We start from the raw sequence: 18,649 nt of genomic DNA on the forward strand, positions 1-18,649 counted from the left end.
TAGTTTCTTTTATTTATTTATTTTCTTGTCCAACTTTTATACTTATGTCCTCGCATTGCAAAAAACAGGATCAATGCATAGCAAGGAATTAATAGCCAATAACTATGGGTAGAGGCTGTTGCTAAGGCATCTACTTCGTTGATACCGCTAGTAATAAGTTCCTCTTTATTGGCATCTACCATTCTGCCATATAGTGGTGGAATGATGGCACCTCCTGAGATAGCCATAATTAATAAGGCGGAGCCTGTTTTTGTGAACTTGCCTAATCCTTCCAGGGTTAATGGCCATACTGCTGGCCAAACCAAAGCGTTGGAAATTCCCAGTGCTGCCACAAATAAAATGGAAGTAAATCCTGTGGTACATAGGATGCAAATGCTATAGATGACCCCTAAGGTGGCACTGATTTTAAGTGCGGTGCCTTGCGTTAAATATTTGGGGATTAAAATAACACCTAGCCCATAGGTGCATACCATGGCTAATAATGTGAGGGTTGTAAAAAACTTAGCATCTGTAGCAGGAAAGCCTAATGAAATACCGTATGCGATAATAGTATCGCCTGCTATAACTTCTGCTCCTACATAAACGAATAGGGTTAGTACGCCCAACCATAAATGGGGGAATTGAAAAATACTGGTTTTTGTAGTCGTGCCATCTTTTGTGTCTTCTACTTCGGCGGCTTCTACATGAGGTAATGGGGCTTTTCTAATTAATACTCCTAATATAAATAAAATGATAGCCATCACTAGATAGGGTGTAAAAACACTATCTGCCATGGTATCTAAAAGATGGCCTTTTTCTTCTATTGAGGCACTACTTAGTTTATCTTTTACTTCGTCTATTCCTGATAATAATAAGGCTCCAAATATTAAAGAGCCTAAAGCTCCTGCTACTTTGTTTGCTATGCCCATAATAGCAATACGTTTGGCTCCACTTTCTATGGGTCCTAAAATGGTTATGTATGGGTTTGCTGCTGTTTGCAATATGGTCATACCGATGCCTTGAATAAAAATACCAGATAAAAACACCCAGTAGGTTCTTGCTTCGGCTGCAGGGATAAAAACTAAAGCTCCAATAGCCATAATTATTAAGCCTAAAGACATGCCTTTTTTATAGCCTATTTTATTTAAAATATAGGAAGCTGGCAGAGCCATCACTACAAATGAGATATAGGAAGCAGAGGCTACCAAGTAAGATTGGGCATCGGTTAACTCATTAATGGTTTTCATAAAGGGGATTAGTGCTCCATTTATCCAGGTGACAAATCCGAAAATGAAAAATAAGCCTGCTATTATTAGTATGGGTGTTAAATTATTTTTTGCTCCTGATACGTTTTGTGATTTTGCCATATAATACCTCTTTTTAATATTTTAAGTTTTACTAATATCATTTTTGATACTTTCTAGATTTTTTTTCTAATCCTAGAGTAAAAAAACACTTTACATTTAGTAGGTATATATACTTTTAAAAATATAACAAAAGCAATTATTGTTGTGCTATCTACCTTAGCGATCAAATAAATTTATTGATTATCTAAAAAAAACTCACTGTACATTTATTAAAAAATGTACAGTGAGGAAATTTATTTATTACCACCCAGGGTTTTGGTCTAGATTAGGGTTTAGTTTAAGTTCATCCAAGGGTAGAGCTTTAAGGTAAGCTTTAGATTCATCAAAATCAAAAGCACCATAAGTTTGATAAGGGTCTAAGTAATCATCACCATCTAAAAGAATATTAGGATCGTTAGTTCCATTTTCAACAATGCCATCAAGAAAGTAAGCTCCTAATGGCGTATCTCCATTAAATAATTCATGAGCACGCCAACGCAATAAATCGTTTAATCTAAAACCTTCTGCCATCAATTCTACCGAGCGTTCACGTCTAACTTCATATAATATATCTGTTAGAGTATAACCATAATTTGGCCAATCAGGATCTTGTGTAATAGAACCTAAGGTAATTCCAGGCATGCCTACACGTGCACGTAATAGGTTAATAGACTTATCTAAATCTGCTTGAGTAATAGTTTCCAATTCAGCTTTAGCTTCAGCAAATATTAATAAAGCTTCAGCATAGCGCATAGCAATTTTAGATGTACTTCTAGTAAAGTTATCAGCATCTGTATCATCATAATTATAATCTCTATATTTTTGAGATTCATAACCACCAAATGCGTTATCAAGGAACGGAACGGTCCATAACGTAGCTGTCCCATTATCTAATCTGATAATATCTCCAGGAACCATTATTGTTGCTGCTAATCTTGGATCTCTATTGGTTTCAATGGTTGATAAATCTTGATCTCCTACATATAGGGGGCTTACCGATATAGGATCGCCATCTGTACAAAGATAACTACGTATTGCAAATCTCGAATACGAACAATTGTTTGGCCATGAAATTTGTAAATCATTTCCAATTCCTAAGTCTTGCCAGTTATAATCTCTCCATAAAATCATTTCACTATTACCACTTAATCCAGATGTGTTGAATAAAGATTCATAATCATTATGAAGTGTAAAAACACCGCCATCAATAACACTTTCTGCTGCATTTGCCGCAATTTCCAGGTAAGAAGTCCCATCGGATCCAAGAACCCCAAAATCGGTATCACTATGATATTTTTCCCAAGTACCTTCAAAAAGAGCAACTCTAGCTTTAAATAGCTGAGCAGCTTCCTTACTTACACGAGGCCAAGAACCTAAATCAGGAAAGGATTTCAATAGAGAAATAGCAGTATCTAAATCAGATAAGATAAAATCAGTAACTTCATTTCTTGGGTCTCTAGCAGCAAATACAAACTCTTCGTTCGTATTGTCAAAATATTGTTCAAATATTGGTAAATCTCCATAATCAACTAATAAATTAAAATAGTAATATGCTCTAAAAAAATAACCTTCACCAGTATATTGATCTATATCGGTTTGATTTCCAGATGCTTGATTTGTATGATCTAAAAACCAATTAGCTTCTCTTACTTCGTCCCAACTCCATATTGCTGCAGTTGATGCTGTAGGAATAGTGTAGATCCCTAATAGTCTGTCAGAAGGTGTTTGGTTCATCACTAAATCGGTACCATTGTCTGGTAAAGCAGAAGAACCAACTCCTGCATTAGCCCAAGTAGGTAAATCTCTATAAAAAGAATTAACAGCAACCCTTAATTCTGCAGGGGTTGAATAAAAGTCAGTTTCAGAAACTTCATCCAGGGGAGTTTTGTCTAAAAAATCTTCACAAGAAGTTAAAGAAATTACAAAACTCAATATAAATAATTTTAATATATTTTTCATAATTCGTAATTTTTTTGATTAGAATGAGATGTTTACTCCTGTAGAGAATGTTGTTGATAACGGATAAGCTTGTGCACTACCAAAACTACCTGCTACAAATTCTGGGTCATAGAATAACATATCAGAAATAGTAAGGAGATTTTCACCAGAAATAAATATTCTAAAATTTTTAATTTTATATTTATCTGTAAGCTTTTTTGGAATAGTAAATCCAATTTGCATATTCTTTAATCGAGCATAAGCACCATTTTGTAAGTAGCGATCTACTGCATACCTATAATTTTTATTATTGGCTCCAGGATTGTTTGAATACGGTGCAGGAAAATAGGCATCTGTATTTGGGCCTAAAGGGCTAGTAGTATTTTCTGGTCTAAAATAATCTAAATGTTCTTCATAAACCAAAGCATGTAATTCTCCTTGAGCTGGGCCTCTAAATCTTTGATGATTTGATACTAAAACATCTCGTTTACCAACACCTTGAATAAACATATTCATATCCCAGTTTTTATAATTTAAACCTATGTTAAATGAATATTGATAACGAGGTGTTGAGTTTCCAATAACGCTAAAATCACCAGTATCTCCAAGAACCCATTCACCTCTATCTATTACATTATCTTCATTTAGATCTTTATATTTAGTATCTCCAGCATTCCAAGTACCTGAATTAGGTAAGAAAGATTGATCTATTGGATAAGTATCATATTCATCATCTGTCATAAACCAGCCATCCCATTGTAGCCCCCAAATTTCACCTAAATCTTTCCCATTCCAATATGTTTGAGTAAAATCATTAGTTTCATTAGGATATTCAACTATGGTTCTTTTATAATCAGATAATACTGCTCTTATATTATAGCTAAAATCTCCTAATTGTTGTCTCCAAGAGGCTTCTATTTCCCAGCCTTGTACTCTAGATGTTCCAATATTAGTTAATGGAGAATCGGTTCCTAATTGTTCAGGTAAATCTATACCAGGTGCAGCCATACCTTCAATATCTGTTCTATACCAAGAGAAACCTACGTTTAATTTGTTGTTAAAAGCTCCTAAATCAAAACCTATATCTGTCGTTTTTACGGTTTCCCATGTTAAACTCTCACTTTCTAAAATTGGAGTATTAGCAAAAAGTTCTTGACTACCATCAAATAAAAAGGTACCATTATTATCTGCATCTATAGACGAAATGTACAAATAGTTATCTACATTTTGGTTTCCTAAAGTACCATAAGAACCTCTTAGTTTAAATGTATTTATTGCTTCAAAAGGCCAAAACTCTTCTTTAGCGATATTGTATCCTGCGGAATAAGAAGGGAATCCTGCCCATCTGTTTTCTGGTTCAAATCTTGATGATCCATCTCTACGATAGCTAAATTCAAATAAGTATTTCTCATCAAAATTATATCTAAATCTACTAAATACACTTTGTATAGCCCAATGAGATAATGCATCATTTACAGTTGCATCATCTAAAGCTGAAGTGCTTATAGATACATAGTTGTCACTAATTAGACTAGATGTTGATGCAGAAATTTCATCGTAATTATATGATTCACTTTGATACCCAATGGTTGCATGAAAGTTGTGTTTATCAATTGATTTATCATATGAGGCAAATAAATTTGGAGAAAAATATTCATTATTTATATAGGTTGGCTCATAACTAGTTTCACTTTGAGAAGCATCAAATGCAACAGTTCCATCTGGTTGCGTATATTCTGTTGTAAGTATTTTATAGGCTCGAGAATTATTATTTCTTCTATAATTTAACTGAGCATTAAATCTCAAGTCTTTAATGGGTTCTATTATAAACCTTGGCGATAATACTATTTGGTTATTTTCAGCTTGATAGCGCTGATTTTCCCATATTGGATACTGAGCTTGAAGTAAAGGATTTCCAAAATCATCAACTGTTGGTAAGGTAGGTTTTAATTTAGTTAATACATCTAATATTCTAGATGTATTTCTTAATACGCTTCCTCTGCCAGTATCTGTTGGGAAATCTGAATTGCTCTTTAAAAATTTAGAGACAAACTCTATGGTAAGCCAATCATTAGCTTTTGCAGAAAATTTTGCATCAACATTATAACGCTCAAATGACTCTTTTCCATGAACCAATAACCCTTCTTCTTCATAAGAACCAACAGAGAAATAATAGTTTAATTTTTGGTCACCACCTGAAATACTTAGGTTATGTTTGCGTTTTTCAGCAAAATCTTTAAACAGAAAATCTTGCCAATCTGTTGCAGATGTAGCACCTTGACCTATTGCACTAACATTCCACGAATTATTATTGTCAATATCTGCTATACCAGATGGAGCGCTTCCTGGGTTAGTCATATTTTGAATAATATAGCCATATTCTTCTTCTGTCCAGTAATCGGCTTCATTATTGTTACGTCTAGCATCTTGTATGGCATATGCATAGTTAATTGGGCTTGCTGAATTTGGCCATACAGAAGGTCTTGAATATTGAAAATTATTACTATACGTAATTTTAACATCTCCATTCATATTTTTGCCGCTTTTTGTAGTCACTAAAAGGGCTCCACCTGCAGCTCGAGATCCATAAATAGATGCGGCGGCGGCATCTTTTAATACAGAAACAGATTCTACGTCTTCAGGGTCAATATCACCTAAACTCATTTCAATACCGTCAATTAAAACCAAAGGACCAGCATCTCCTATATCACCATCACCACCACTGGTAATAAAACCACGAATATTTATATCTGGAGTAGCTCCTGGCTGACCACCTTCAGCGGTATTGGATATTACTAAACCAGGTACCGTTCCTTGCAAAGATTGTATGGCGTTAGCAGTTGGTCTATTTTCAAAAGCTTCAGAACCTATTACAGATACAGCAGCCGTTAAATTTACTTTTTTCTGTGTGCCATAACCAACTACAACTACTTCGTCAAGTGTCGATATATCTTCATCCAAAATGATGTTTATATTGGTTTTGGTTCCTACTGGGACTTCTTTGGTTATAAAACCAAGGTATGAAACCACTAGTATAGCATTTTGATTAGATAAAGTTAAAGAGTATTTACCATCAAAATCCACTTGAACACCATTGGTAGTTCCTTTTTCAAGAACATTTGCTCCAGCCAGAGGTTGTCCATTGGCATCTGATATAGTACCAGTAATTCGTTGTTGCATGTTAGAGTCATTAATGTTATTAGCAAAGACAACAGTTGGTGCTAAAGCGAAAAAAGTTGTCAAGCATAAGACTCCAACAACTTTTGTAATTTGATTTAACGGCTTTTTATTAAAATATAAAAAAGCGTTTTTTAATTTAATTTTCATAAACTTATTAGTTAAATAGTTATTGAATACATTTTAATTTTTTTTGAGTACACTGTAACGTGTTAGAGGTGAGCAGTTTTTATTTCATATTTTTAATGTTTTTTATTAAACTTAATTATTTATCTCAGTTATTAATGAAAAATTTCGACCAACAACTTCAGCGCTTCGACCAAGAATAGGTAACACATTAGATTAGAAATTAACTGATTAGTCTTATTAAGGAAGGCGTACAATGTAAGCCTAAAGACAAAAATTTAAAAAACCAAGTTCGAATTGCTAAGAAATGGCAGATTAGCAGTATTAGAACATACTTGCTCAAGGTAGGCGCAACTATCAAAAAGACTAAACGCAGAATATTTTATCGCTTCTCTAAAGCTTTTGTTTATCAAGATTTGTTTCTGGAGATTATAAAACAGTAAAGGTTGTTACATTGAAAAATATAACAACCATGGGGTACCTATTTTTAACAATAAAGCAGCCCGTCAAAACCTGGAAAAGCAGATTGAAATCCTTAGAAAAGGACAAAATTTAAGAGCTAATCTGCTAATCAATTCTATAAACTCAAAAAATATGAAAATTGTACACTCGATGAATAGTGCGGGTTAAGAAATGTAACATGTACTATATAAAAAAGGGTTGCCCGAAAATAAAATCAATACGTAAAACATATTGACTCTATTTTCGAGCAACCCATAAAAAATAAACTAGCTCTAATTTTTTAAACTAAATTTTATAGTTTATTTTTTAATTCTTAACCACATATTAATACTATTAATAACCACCATTTTGGTCTAGGTTAGGATTTGCATCTCTAAAGGTTTGCCAAATAGGAAGTAGATAATAATCGTCATTCCATACTCTTTCAAAAAGTGTACTAGTTCCTCCACTAAATTTTGATCCTACCAAATCTCCTGGCTGAGTTTCACTTTGAGGAATTCCATAAACAGAAGTAATAACTTGATCTCCCAATTTATATCTCCATATATCAAACCATCGTTGTGGACCTTCTCCAGCAAACTCATATCGTCTTTCCAACAGAATAGCATCAATCATGTCATTTCCAGTAGTTCCTCTGGTTACATTTGGTAAATTAGCTGCTGTATATGATGGCATCCCAACACGATTTCTAACCATATTTAAATATGTTAATGCCCCGCTATTATCTCCTCTACCAGCTAAAGCTTCTGCATACATTAATAAGATTTCAGAATACCTAATCAATTTAAGATCAACATCTCCATTATTCAATACAGCTAAGCTATAGTCCAAATATTTTTTAAAGCCATATCCAGTTGGATTATTTGTACCACCAACATCATCAGCAGAAGGCGCAATATTTGGGTGTGGTTGAAATTCATATGTATCATTAATACCACTAGTTGCAGGTAAAATATCTCCAGGTAACACAACAGAAGCTGCAAGCCTAGGATCTCTATCAGTCCACGGATCAGCAGGATCATAAGACAGATCATCTTTTGGAAATACCCCATTTATAGTTTGCACCTCTTCAATAAAATCTGAAGTATATCCAGGTCTTCTTTGGTTTGTTAGTGTTCCAGAAGTACCTCGCCATGTGCCTCTAAGTGCTATTTGTCTAGCATATCTATGTGTTCTAAATTCTGGTACATACATAGTGGCTAAAACAGTTTCTGGAGAAACTAAATCGCTAGCACTTGTAAACTGCTCTTCAAAACCAGCAATCCCATCTACCATAGCATATACACCACTATTAATAATGCTTTCACAAGCAGCTTCAGCTCCAGCATACATAGCACTCTCATCACTGGCCCAACCAATAGCATTTAAATAAGCTCTGGCTTTTAAGGCTAAAACTGCACCTTTAGTAATTCGGCCTATATCTTCTCCTTCATAAGACTCTGGTAACATATCACCTATTTCATCTAATTCACTTATAACAAAATCAAAAACGTCTTGTCTAGGTGCTTGTGAAGGTTGTTCTGATGGCAAAATGGTATTGGTTAATAAAGGAACATCTCCATAAGCAAATGCCATAGACTCATATATCCAGGCTCTAAAAAATCTTGCTTCTGCTGCAAATCGTTCCTTATTAGATTCTGTTTCAAATTCAGCGTCAGGAAGAGCTTCTAAGAAAAAATTTATATCTGCAATATCATGATAACGATAAAAAGTTCTTAAAGCTCTTGTGGTTGCTTGCCAATTAAATTCTGAAGCATTAGTACTTGCTCCACTTATGTTTCTATGTATAGCATCATCTGTCCAAAAATACGGCACTACATAAGCTTGAGCTGCTTCTTGAGTATTTAGGTCATCTTCAAGGTCTAAGATTGGCAGTGTTAAATATAAATTATTTAATGCCAGTTTTAAATCTTCTTCTGTTTTGAAAACAGTCGTTATATCTAATTCATCAAGATCTTCAACCTCTAAGAAGTCATTACAAGACACAAAAGTACCTAGTAATACCAACAAGAGCGTTAGTTTATATATTTTTATATGTTTCATATTCAATATTTTATATTTCTGTTGCGTTTTAATACTGCTCATCATCTTAGAATTTAACATTTAAACCAATGGCAGATGTAAATGGTAGCGGATAATTCACTGCATTTATTCCAAGCTCAGGATCCCATCCTTTTTTAAAGACCGGGCTATTTGTCCATACCACACCTAAATTTTCTGCAGATAGGTAAACATTTAAACTTTTTATAAATGAAATTTTACGAAGAATTTCTTTACCAAAATCATAGTTTAGAGTAATATTATGAAGCTTAATATATTCAGCATCAACAATCAAACGATCTACATTGTTTAAATAATTTGGTTGTCGGGCACCTAAATCTTGAGGAAGAGGAAAAATAGCATCTGGATTTGTAAGCGACCAAACATCCGTTTGATAAGTATAAGGTACAGAGTTTCCTAAGAATGGTTGTACAATTTCATCCTTATTCCAGTATTGATTATTATCTAATGCACCATAAAAACGAGCAGATAATGATAAATTTTTATAAGATACAGCTAAGTTAAAACCAATGTTTAGATTAGTATCTGAATTATCATCAATAATAACACGGTCATCATCGTTAATGATACCGTCTGCTGCATCCATAATGCCATCTCCATCGGTATCTATAGTTAATTGGTCTACAAATTTATAATTACCTATGGCACTACCTCCTACTGCAGATTGATCGATAAGCGTTGTAGTACCATTGGTTACAAAGGTATTGCTATCTAGTTCTTCTTGATTATCAAAGAAACCATCTGTTACATAGCCAAAACGATCATTAACACTCTGACCAATTTGGAAATTAGGGTCTAGAGCATCCTCTGTAATATAAGTAATTTCGTTGTTATAACTAGAAATATTACCTGAAATGGTATAACCAAAATCTCCTATTTTGTTTCTATGCGTTGCATTTAGTTCCCAACCCCAACTTTTAACATCATAAGGGTTACCTTGAGCATCACCAAAACCATATTCAAATGGCGTTCCTTTAATCTCTGAAATGATGTCTGTTCGCTTATTATTAAAATAATCTGCTTCAAACTGTAGTTTACCATTAAATAATGAAGCGTCAACACCAATATTAAGGATTGTTGCTGTTTCCCAAATTAAATTTGGGTTAACAACATCACTTATAAAAATTCTTGGAGCACTTACCCCTCCTAATGGGTAACCTGAAGCATCAAAACGAACAAGTTGCTGAGTTACAGAACCAAGTGATCCATCATCTCCAGCAGTACCATAAGAACCTCTAAGTTTTAATTGATCCAAAAAGTCAACATCTTTCAAAAAGTCTTCTTTTGAAACCAACCAACCAACAGCAACAGATGGGAAAAATGCCCATTTATTAGTATCTGTAAAATAAGAAGATGCATCTCTTCTAAATGAAGCTTCAATTAAATATTTATCATCAAAACTATAATTAAATCTTCCAAAATATGATAGTGTAGATTCATTGCCATCTCTAACCTCATAATTCCCTACATTTTCATAGTCTGTATCAATAAGGTTTATTAGATTACCTTGACCTAAGGCTATAATATGATCGTAAAGAAAACCTGTTCTTCCAGTTCCAAACTCTTGAGCTTCTCCTGTTTCGGTTTGCATAGCTAAGAATGCTTTTGCCTTATGCTTATCTTTTTCAAATTCGTAAGTTAAAGAGGTCAATGTACGAATGGTTTTGGATGTCTGAGATATTAAATTTAATGATCTAGCATCTGTACTCCCTAAAAAATAAGCCCTGTTAGCAGAATCTGGGTTAGTATACGAGTCAGTATCTGTTGGGTCTAATAAAACTCTGTCATAAGTATTGTTCCATTCTCTTGTGTTTTCATTCGTTTTAATAATAGATACTCTTTCTTCTAAAGTTAATCCAAAAATAGGTTTAACTTTAGCGTATAATTGCAGGTTAACTCTGTCTATATCATCTTTTGTAAAGCTTCCAGACGCTGCATTTGCTACGTGGTTGGTTTGTGAGTTACTAGTACCATTATCTACCCAAAGACCATCTACAGTCTGAACAGGGAAAAATGGTAAACCTCTAACACCAATACCTCCAATAGTGTTAACAGCATTATCTGTTACATTACTAATTAAAGCATTAACTCCTGTAGAGAACCAATCAGTAATATCTGTATCTATTTTTAAACGTAAATTCAATCTTTCAAATTTATCATCTCCAATAGCTAAACCATCTTGGGTTAAGTAACTTCCAGACATTAAATAGCCTGTCTTTTCAGAACCACCAGTCAATGTTAAGTTATGTGATTGTTGCAAAGCAGTATTTTCGTAAAGTTCATCTGCCCAATTTGTATCTGGGTAAAAACCACTACTAGCCAAATTTAAAGCCGCCTGATCCCATGTTCCAGGAACAATTTCGTTTTGAAATTGCATATACTGAGAGGAATTTAAGGTTGTAGGCAAATTAGGTTTTGATTGTACTGATGAACTAAAATTATAACTTACAGAAGTTTTTTTGTTTCGATTCGTATTTTTTGTGGTTACCAACAATACACCATTTGCACCACGGGCTCCATAAATAGCTACTGCAGAGGCATCTTTTAAAACAGACACACTTTCTATAGTTTGCGGATCAATATCGGCTAACGAGCCCTCAAAATTATCTATAATAATTAATAATTCAGCATCTGTATTTATAGTACTTGTCCCTCTAATAGATATGTCTGGTATTGCACCAGGTGAACCATTATTATTACTTAATACTAAACCAGGAACTGCTCCTATTAAAGCAGAATAACCATTTGTTACTGGTCTTTGCTCTACTTTTAGCTGTTTGCTAGTAACTTGTGCAACCGAACTTATTACAGAACTAGCTTTTTGTTTAGCAAACCCTACAACGATTACTTCGTCAAGTTTTGCAATGTCTTCTTCTAAAGCAATGGTTAAATTAGCTTGGTTTGCAGAGGCTTCTTGAGTTTTAAACCCAACATACGAGAAAACTAAGGTGCCGCTTTGGTTTAATAAATGTATTGAGAAACTGCCGTCAAAATCTGTATGCACACCATTACTAGTGCCTTTTTCCACAACATGAACGCCTGCAATCGGTTGACCATCTAAGTCTGTAACGATACCTTTAATTCGTTGTTGTAAGTTGTTATTAATGTTTTCTGATGCAATTACTGTTTTTGGTGAAAAACCAAAAGCTATTGTAATGCTTAAGAAGATGGAGGTTCTCATAATGAGAATTAGCAGCCTTTTTTTTAAGAACAAAAAGCTGTTGTTAAATTTGATTTTCATAAAATATGAGTTTAGTTAATGTGGTAAAAAAGGGGGTTGATCTTTTTTATATTTTTAATTGAATTTGTTAAACATTTAATACATGTTATTTCATACCATAATTTTTTGTTTTAGTTAGTAATTTATTTGATACTTATTAAAAGATATTTATATTCAGAATAACCTATTCTTGAACTATAATTAAATACTTATTTTTTCATTTGCATCTTTAAAATAATGGATAAACTTAGCCGTTTCTCTCACCAGAAAAATGAAAATTTCGACAAACAACTTCTCATGATCGACAAAAGAATTCGTCTATAATCTTAGCAACTATTTCAAATTAAAAAGACAAAAACAAACACTTAATAAACTGATTTGCAGTTATTTAAATGCATGCCTATTTTATAACTAAATGGCTAACAATTAATTAAGTTGAAGTAAAAAACACCTAGTCAACCTTACCAAATCATAAGGAAAATGATTTAAGAAAAGGCAAATAAAAAAACAAGAATCTGGTATCGGGATAATTGACAGTCAATCTGTTAAAACCACGAAAAGTGGAACTGAGGAAAGAGGATTTGATGGAGGTAAAAAGGTAAAAAGCAGAAAGTACGTAAGCCTATGGGGAGGTATAAAAAAAAAGATTACCCAAAAAAAGATTTACTTTATAAAAGAATCTTAATTTGAGTAATCTTAAAACAACTAAACTCGTTTTATCTGGTTAAACGATATTATTTAACACCTCGCTAACTCGGATTTATAATCCTTGATTTTTATCTCAAACATAGCCTATTATATAAAGCTACTACCACACGTACAAAAACTTTCTTTTTTTTCTTACGTACAATGAGACAAACATTTCCGCGCTAGCGGGGTAATGTGGTTAAAAATGTTTTTTTAATTTATCGATATTAATTCAAAAGATAAACTTTAAATTATTTAACCAAATACATGTTATGTTCTACTCCCAACCTGGGTTTTGTTCCCAAACAACATCCTTATTACGATCTATAACCGCTTGTGGAATTGGAAATGTATTAAAATCAAAAGTTAAGCTATTAACTTGATAATCGTATTTAGCATATCTTCTAATACGGTCTGAAGCTACATTACCACCCATACGCAATAAAGTATTCCATCTTGATTCTTCTACAAATAGCTCTCTGGCTCTTTCATCTAAAATGAAATCTAAATCTACCGTACCTGCAGTAGCCAATATGTTACATTGCGCTCTTTCTCTTATTAAATTAATATCATCTGCAGCAGATTGATTATCTCCTTTTCTTAAATGCGCTTCTGCTCTTAAAAGAATAGTTTCAGGTAGTCTAATTACATATCTATCTCTAAATAAATTTTCTTTTCTTTCACCGTCATCAAGACCTTCAAATTGATCTGTAGTTAACTTTTCATAAATTGGAAAATATGCACCATCTGCTAATCCTAGGTTAGCTGCATCCAATTCATCTTGCGGCACTATTTGTCCTACAAGGCTACCTCCTTCATATGCTGGGTCATTATAGTAAACAGTTCGTCTAATGTTGCTTTCATCTCCTCTAATATCACCATCAGAAATACTTGGATCCCAAATAATAGTTTCTGTTAATTCTGTAGGTCTCATAAAAGCAACTCCTCTACCACCTGTATATTCATCTTCTCCAATAACACCTGGTATTGCTCTCCAAACAGGACTAAAAAAATAAGGATAACGTAATCTTGCATTATTATCACCTGCTTTGAAAGCTTCATAATCATATTGGTATGTCCAAATACTTTCGGTATTCCCATCGGAATAATTTTGATTGTTTAAACGAAATAAATCCCACCATACGTTTTTTCCAGGCTCTGAAGATCTTGATCCAAAACGACTAGTCATCAACGAATAAACACCACCATCAATAATATCAGAGGCATATTTTATAGCTTGATCGTAAGCAGCATTATCACTATTTTCTACACCAACACCTAAATAAAATTCACTTAAGTAATGTTGTGCTGCCCCTCTAACAACTCTTCCTGGTTGGCTTGTCGTTACTGGTAAGTCATCGAGTATAGATTCTAAATCATCAATTGCAAATTGATAAATCTCTGCTCTTTCTGACTGTATGTAATCAAACCTAACTGTGGTAGTTGCTTCATCAACAATAGCAACTCTGCCAAAAAGTTGAGCTGCTTGCCCATGAGCTTTTGCTCTAAAGAATTTTGCCTGCGCAGCAATATACTTGCGAGATTCTTCTGATTCAAAACTAATATCCTCTTGTTCTGTTAAAGAAAGTACCAAATTGGCATTATATATCATTTGATAGAGTTCTGCATATAATGTATTTAAACGACCAGCTGTAGGCGTAATTGTAGAATTGTAATCACTAAAATTTGTGTTTTGACGAAATGTTGGCACAGTTAAAACATCTGTACCTTGTCCATGCATTACTCTAGATTGATTTCGATCTACTCTTGTGCGTAATTCACGGTCTTGCTGATACATAGTAATGAGCACCTGATCTACTTGTGTTCCAGAATTAAATACATTATTAACCGTTAAGAATGTTTCTGGCGGATTATCTAAAAAATCTGCATCGTCGCAACCAATAGCTAAGATAACTAATGATAGAAATATTATTCTTTTTATATTATTTATTTTCATGTTTTCTTTTTTTTAAGATTAAAAACTAAGATTAACTCCAAAAGTATAAGCACTCATTACTGGCGGTGTGTCAGCATATGCAGCTATTCCTCTTTCTGGATCTCCTCCTCCAAACCAATCTGTAAAAAGTAAAGGGTTGTCTGCGTTTACATAAACACTTAATGATTTTATTCCAAGATTTAAACTGTCAAAGATGTTTTGATCAAACTGATAAGATAAATTAACATTTTGTACACGCACAAAACCTCTAGATTGGTAGCCATCATAACCGTCTTCATCAAAATTTGGACGTAGGTTGGTTGTGCTTTCATTTTCTGGTGTCCACCAGTCTCCATTTTCTATCTCATTAAAATCTGATCTGCTCTGTAAGGAGTTATATCTTGGGTTTTTACCTATAAAATAATTATCCTTACCTCCTCCAAAGGTACCATTAACTAGCGCGTATAATGTAAAGTTTTTATATTGAAGAGTATTAGCTAAACCCATTCTAAATCTAGGCGTATTATATCCTACAATTTTTCGATCATCACCAGTTATTCCAGCTACTCCATCTACATCTCTAAACATAGGGTCTCCTGGTTCTGCTCCTGGGTTATCTGTCATATATTGGGTGTCATCAGCTTGTACAACACCTATATATTCCAAACCATATTGTGCCCCTAAAGGTTTACCTATAAAGTAACTATTACCTTCATCATCATCTTCTACACCATCACCATCTATATCATCACCATACAACTCAACAATTTCACTTCTATTAAGCCAATACGTTAATGTAGATGTCCAGTTAAAATCTTTAGTCTCTACATTTACAGTACTTAAAGAAATTTCTAGACCTTTATTGTCAATTTGACCTAAACTAGTAAGTATGGTTGAAAACCCACTTGTAGTAGGGATGTTACGTGTGAAAAGTTGATCTCTTGTTTTAGAATAGTAAGCATTCGCATCTAAGGAAATACGGTTATTTAAAAATGCAGCATGTAAACCAAAGTTAAATGCGTCACTTCCTTCCCAACCTAATTTTGAATTACCAATATTACCTTGTGCAATACCAAATTGGCTTTCTGAAGGATTGTCTCCAAAAGCATATCTAATATTACCAGGTTCTCCAGCACTTACTTGTGATAATGTTTGGTAATTGAATTCTTTTATTCCTTGGTTACCTAAAACTCCATAGGATGCATTAATTTTTAAATAATTTAAAATTTCATTGTCTTTTAAAAAGTTTTCTTCAGAAAGTGTCCATGCACCACCAATTGACCAAAAAGTACCCCATCTTATGTCTTCTCCAAAAACTGAAGCTCCATCTCTTCTTATAGAAGCTGTTAAGTTATACTTATTATCAAATCCATAAGATAAACGTCCTAAGTAGCCTATATTTGATCTTTCAACCACATCATAATCAGTTGTTGTTTCTGTAGCAAAATGTACGCCGTTTACTCCTAAATTAGTATTTCCAAATGCTGCAAAATCAGAACCAGTTAATGAAGATTCATCTTGGAATCTATAATCTCTTGTGGCAACCAAAGTCACATCAATATTATGATTACCAAAAGTATTGTTGTAATTTATAATATTGTCTATCACATAATTTCTATCTGTATATCGTCTATTTCTACCATTTGCCTGAGAAAGGTTGGCTTGTAAAGATTCTTGAGAGTACCTATCAAAATAAGGTGTTCCTTGAACTGGAAGTGCTATAAAATGACTTTCGTATTCAAATTGATCTCTTCTACGATTTTGTTGGCTTAATGTATAATTCAATGTGTATTTCAACCCTTTTACCCAAGGTATTCTAACGGTGGCATTAGCGGCTAATCTAAAATAATTTCTTACATCAAAATCATCTGCGGTACCATCTGTACCCCAAAGTGGACTTTCTACATTGTTCCCTGTTGGATAGCGTTCTAAATCTGTTGATGTATTTGATGCTGTATTAAATGGTTGCCCGTCATAACGATATGGATAACCTATTGGTGCCATTCGAATTGCTTCAACAACACCAGCTTCTACTCCAGAAAAATCACTATTAGTATATGATCCATCAATACCCACTTCTAACCAGTCTGTTATATCTGTTTGTAAACGCGAACGTACTGTTATTCTATTATAATCATCACCAAGAACAACCCCTTCGTGATCTTCATAACTACCAGAAAAGAAATAATTGAATTTATCTGATCTACCTGAAACTGAAATATTATGTTTTTGAATTTGTCCAGTTCTAGATATTAAATCAAGCCAATCTGTGTCTACACCTTCGTCTTGCAATACATCTCTATATTCTTCTTCCCAAACAATATCATCAACGGTAGCAAAGTTCTGTTGTGCGATATATTTATTTAAGTATCTGTCTCTACCCATTAGCTCTTGTTTATTTTGCCAAGTATTAAAACCTGTAGATGAAGAAAAATTAATTACTGGTTTATCTGTTTTTCCTTTTTTAGTATTTATTAATAACACACCATTAGCTGCACGTGAACCATAAACCACAGAAGCCGAAGCATCTTTTAAAATATCTATAGAAGCAATATCATTAGGGTTAATATCATTAACATTTCCTAGAAATATAATTCCATCTAACACAATTAAGGGCTCATTATTACCATCAATTGAATTTTGCCCTCTAATTGATATTGAAGGAGTACCTCCTGCTGTATTTTGTGCGCCTATATTTACACCAGCTGTGGCACCTCTTACTGATTGGTAAATACTAGTATTAGAAGTTAATGCTACAGGGGAATCTTCTAATGTAACACGCTCTACTGCTCCTGTTATATCTCTCTTTTTTGCTGTTCCATAACCAACTAGAATAATTTCATCAAGTCCTTGAGCATCTTCTTCCATCACAATAGTTAAAGTGTTTTGATCACCAACTTGGACAATTTTGGTTGTAAAACCAATATAAGAGATTTCTAATTGTGCATTGCCGCCTGCAATCATTATAGAAAAGGTTCCATCAAAATCGGCCTGTGTTCCGTTATTTGTTCCTACCTGCAATATATTGGCACCAGTTAACGGTGTTCCCATATTATCTTGAACAGTCCCTGTTAAGACTCTTTCTTGGGCATAAGCACCCAAGCAAGCAAACGTAAGGACTAAAAATAATACCCGTGTTCTAATTTCTTTAAATCGAATTTTTTTCATTGTGTAACATAGTTTTAATTAGTTTAATAAAGTTTTAACGAATTTTTAACAAATTCTTAACAAAAGTAAAGTTTACATGCACATTAGCATCCTGTGCTGTACTGTGCTGTCCTGCACTATCCTGTACAATCTTTTTATTAGAGAGAAATCAATGGTTATATTGATCTTTGATTTTTTTTGGCTTTTGTCTTTTGTTTCTAAATCTAGTTCAATAAATAGTATTTTTCATTTCATATTTTTAAAGTTTTTTAGTTAAAATTAATATTAATTTGTGCTATTCGCTTGTTTTAGTGGTTTTTACACGAACGCTTAAACATATAAATTTCTATTTCTTGCGAATAAAAATTTCGACCAATAACTTCAGTCCGTCGACAAAAAAAAATTAACATCCTGTTAGAAGTTTGTTAAATTTAATTCTTAGGTTAAAAAAATATTCTATTTGTGGCTTATTGTACTCAAGTACTGAGTAGGTAGGTTTTCTATCTTTTTATGATATATATATAAAATAATAGATAAGAATTGGAGTTGTTTTTCTTTTTTTAATTAAAA

At 33.3% G+C, this 18,649-nt stretch carries 8 protein-coding genes and 1 pseudogene; 2 read left to right on the forward strand and 7 right to left on the reverse strand.

The window, feature by feature from the left end:
• Positions 1–17: 17 nt before the first annotated feature.
• From Q4Q40_RS10205 to Q4Q40_RS10215, 3 genes are all read right to left on the reverse strand, one after another.
• Positions 18–1,346: a sugar MFS transporter gene (locus Q4Q40_RS10205; protein WP_303301697.1), complete on the reverse strand. Its 1,329-nt coding sequence runs from the start codon at positions 1,344–1,346 to the stop codon at positions 18–20.
• Between the two features lie 240 nt (positions 1,347–1,586).
• The gene (locus tag Q4Q40_RS10210; RefSeq protein ID WP_303301698.1) at positions 1,587–3,284 is read right to left on the reverse strand and encodes a RagB/SusD family nutrient uptake outer membrane protein; all 1,698 of its coding nucleotides are present in this window, start codon (positions 3,282–3,284) and stop codon (positions 1,587–1,589) included.
• A gap of 18 nt (positions 3,285–3,302) precedes the next feature.
• Positions 3,303–6,590, reverse strand: a complete 3,288-nt coding sequence (locus Q4Q40_RS10215) for a SusC/RagA family TonB-linked outer membrane protein (protein ID WP_303301699.1) — start codon at positions 6,588–6,590, stop codon at positions 3,303–3,305.
• Positions 6,591–6,862: 272 nt separating this feature from the next.
• On the opposite strand from Q4Q40_RS10215, the gene Q4Q40_RS24075 reads away from it, so the two are divergent.
• Positions 6,863–7,009, forward strand: coding sequence for a transposase (locus tag Q4Q40_RS24075; RefSeq protein WP_367892782.1), 147 nt, complete (start codon positions 6,863–6,865; stop codon positions 7,007–7,009).
• Between the two features lie 352 nt (positions 7,010–7,361).
• Here Q4Q40_RS24075 and Q4Q40_RS10220 read toward each other — a convergent pair whose 3' ends face one another.
• The gene (locus Q4Q40_RS10220; RefSeq protein WP_303301700.1) at positions 7,362–9,071 is read right to left on the reverse strand and encodes a RagB/SusD family nutrient uptake outer membrane protein; all 1,710 of its coding nucleotides are present in this window, start codon (positions 9,069–9,071) and stop codon (positions 7,362–7,364) included.
• Between the two features lie 46 nt (positions 9,072–9,117).
• Positions 9,118–12,270 carry a SusC/RagA family TonB-linked outer membrane protein gene (locus Q4Q40_RS10225; protein WP_303301701.1) on the reverse strand — a complete coding sequence of 1,051 codons (3,153 nt, stop codon included), beginning with the start codon at positions 12,268–12,270 and terminating at the stop codon, positions 9,118–9,120.
• Between the two features lie 562 nt (positions 12,271–12,832).
• On the opposite strand from Q4Q40_RS10225, the pseudogene Q4Q40_RS10230 reads away from it, so the two are divergent.
• Positions 12,833–12,922 (forward strand): annotated as a pseudogene (locus Q4Q40_RS10230) (IS5/IS1182 family transposase); the annotation flags it as partial.
• 351 nt (positions 12,923–13,273) lie between these two features.
• Here the strand turns inward: Q4Q40_RS10230 and Q4Q40_RS10235 are convergent.
• Positions 13,274–14,953: a RagB/SusD family nutrient uptake outer membrane protein gene (locus Q4Q40_RS10235; RefSeq protein WP_303301702.1), complete on the reverse strand. Its 1,680-nt coding sequence runs from the start codon at positions 14,951–14,953 to the stop codon at positions 13,274–13,276.
• Between the two features lie 18 nt (positions 14,954–14,971).
• Positions 14,972–18,100 (reverse strand): SusC/RagA family TonB-linked outer membrane protein, encoded by a 3,129-nt coding sequence (locus Q4Q40_RS10240; protein WP_303301703.1) that lies wholly within the window; start codon positions 18,098–18,100, stop codon positions 14,972–14,974.
• Positions 18,101–18,649 lie beyond the last annotated feature (549 nt).

Origin of the sequence: Flavivirga jejuensis (assembly GCF_030540765.1) — a bacterium.
In the GTDB taxonomy this organism is placed as follows: domain Bacteria; phylum Bacteroidota; class Bacteroidia; order Flavobacteriales; family Flavobacteriaceae; genus Flavivirga; species Flavivirga jejuensis.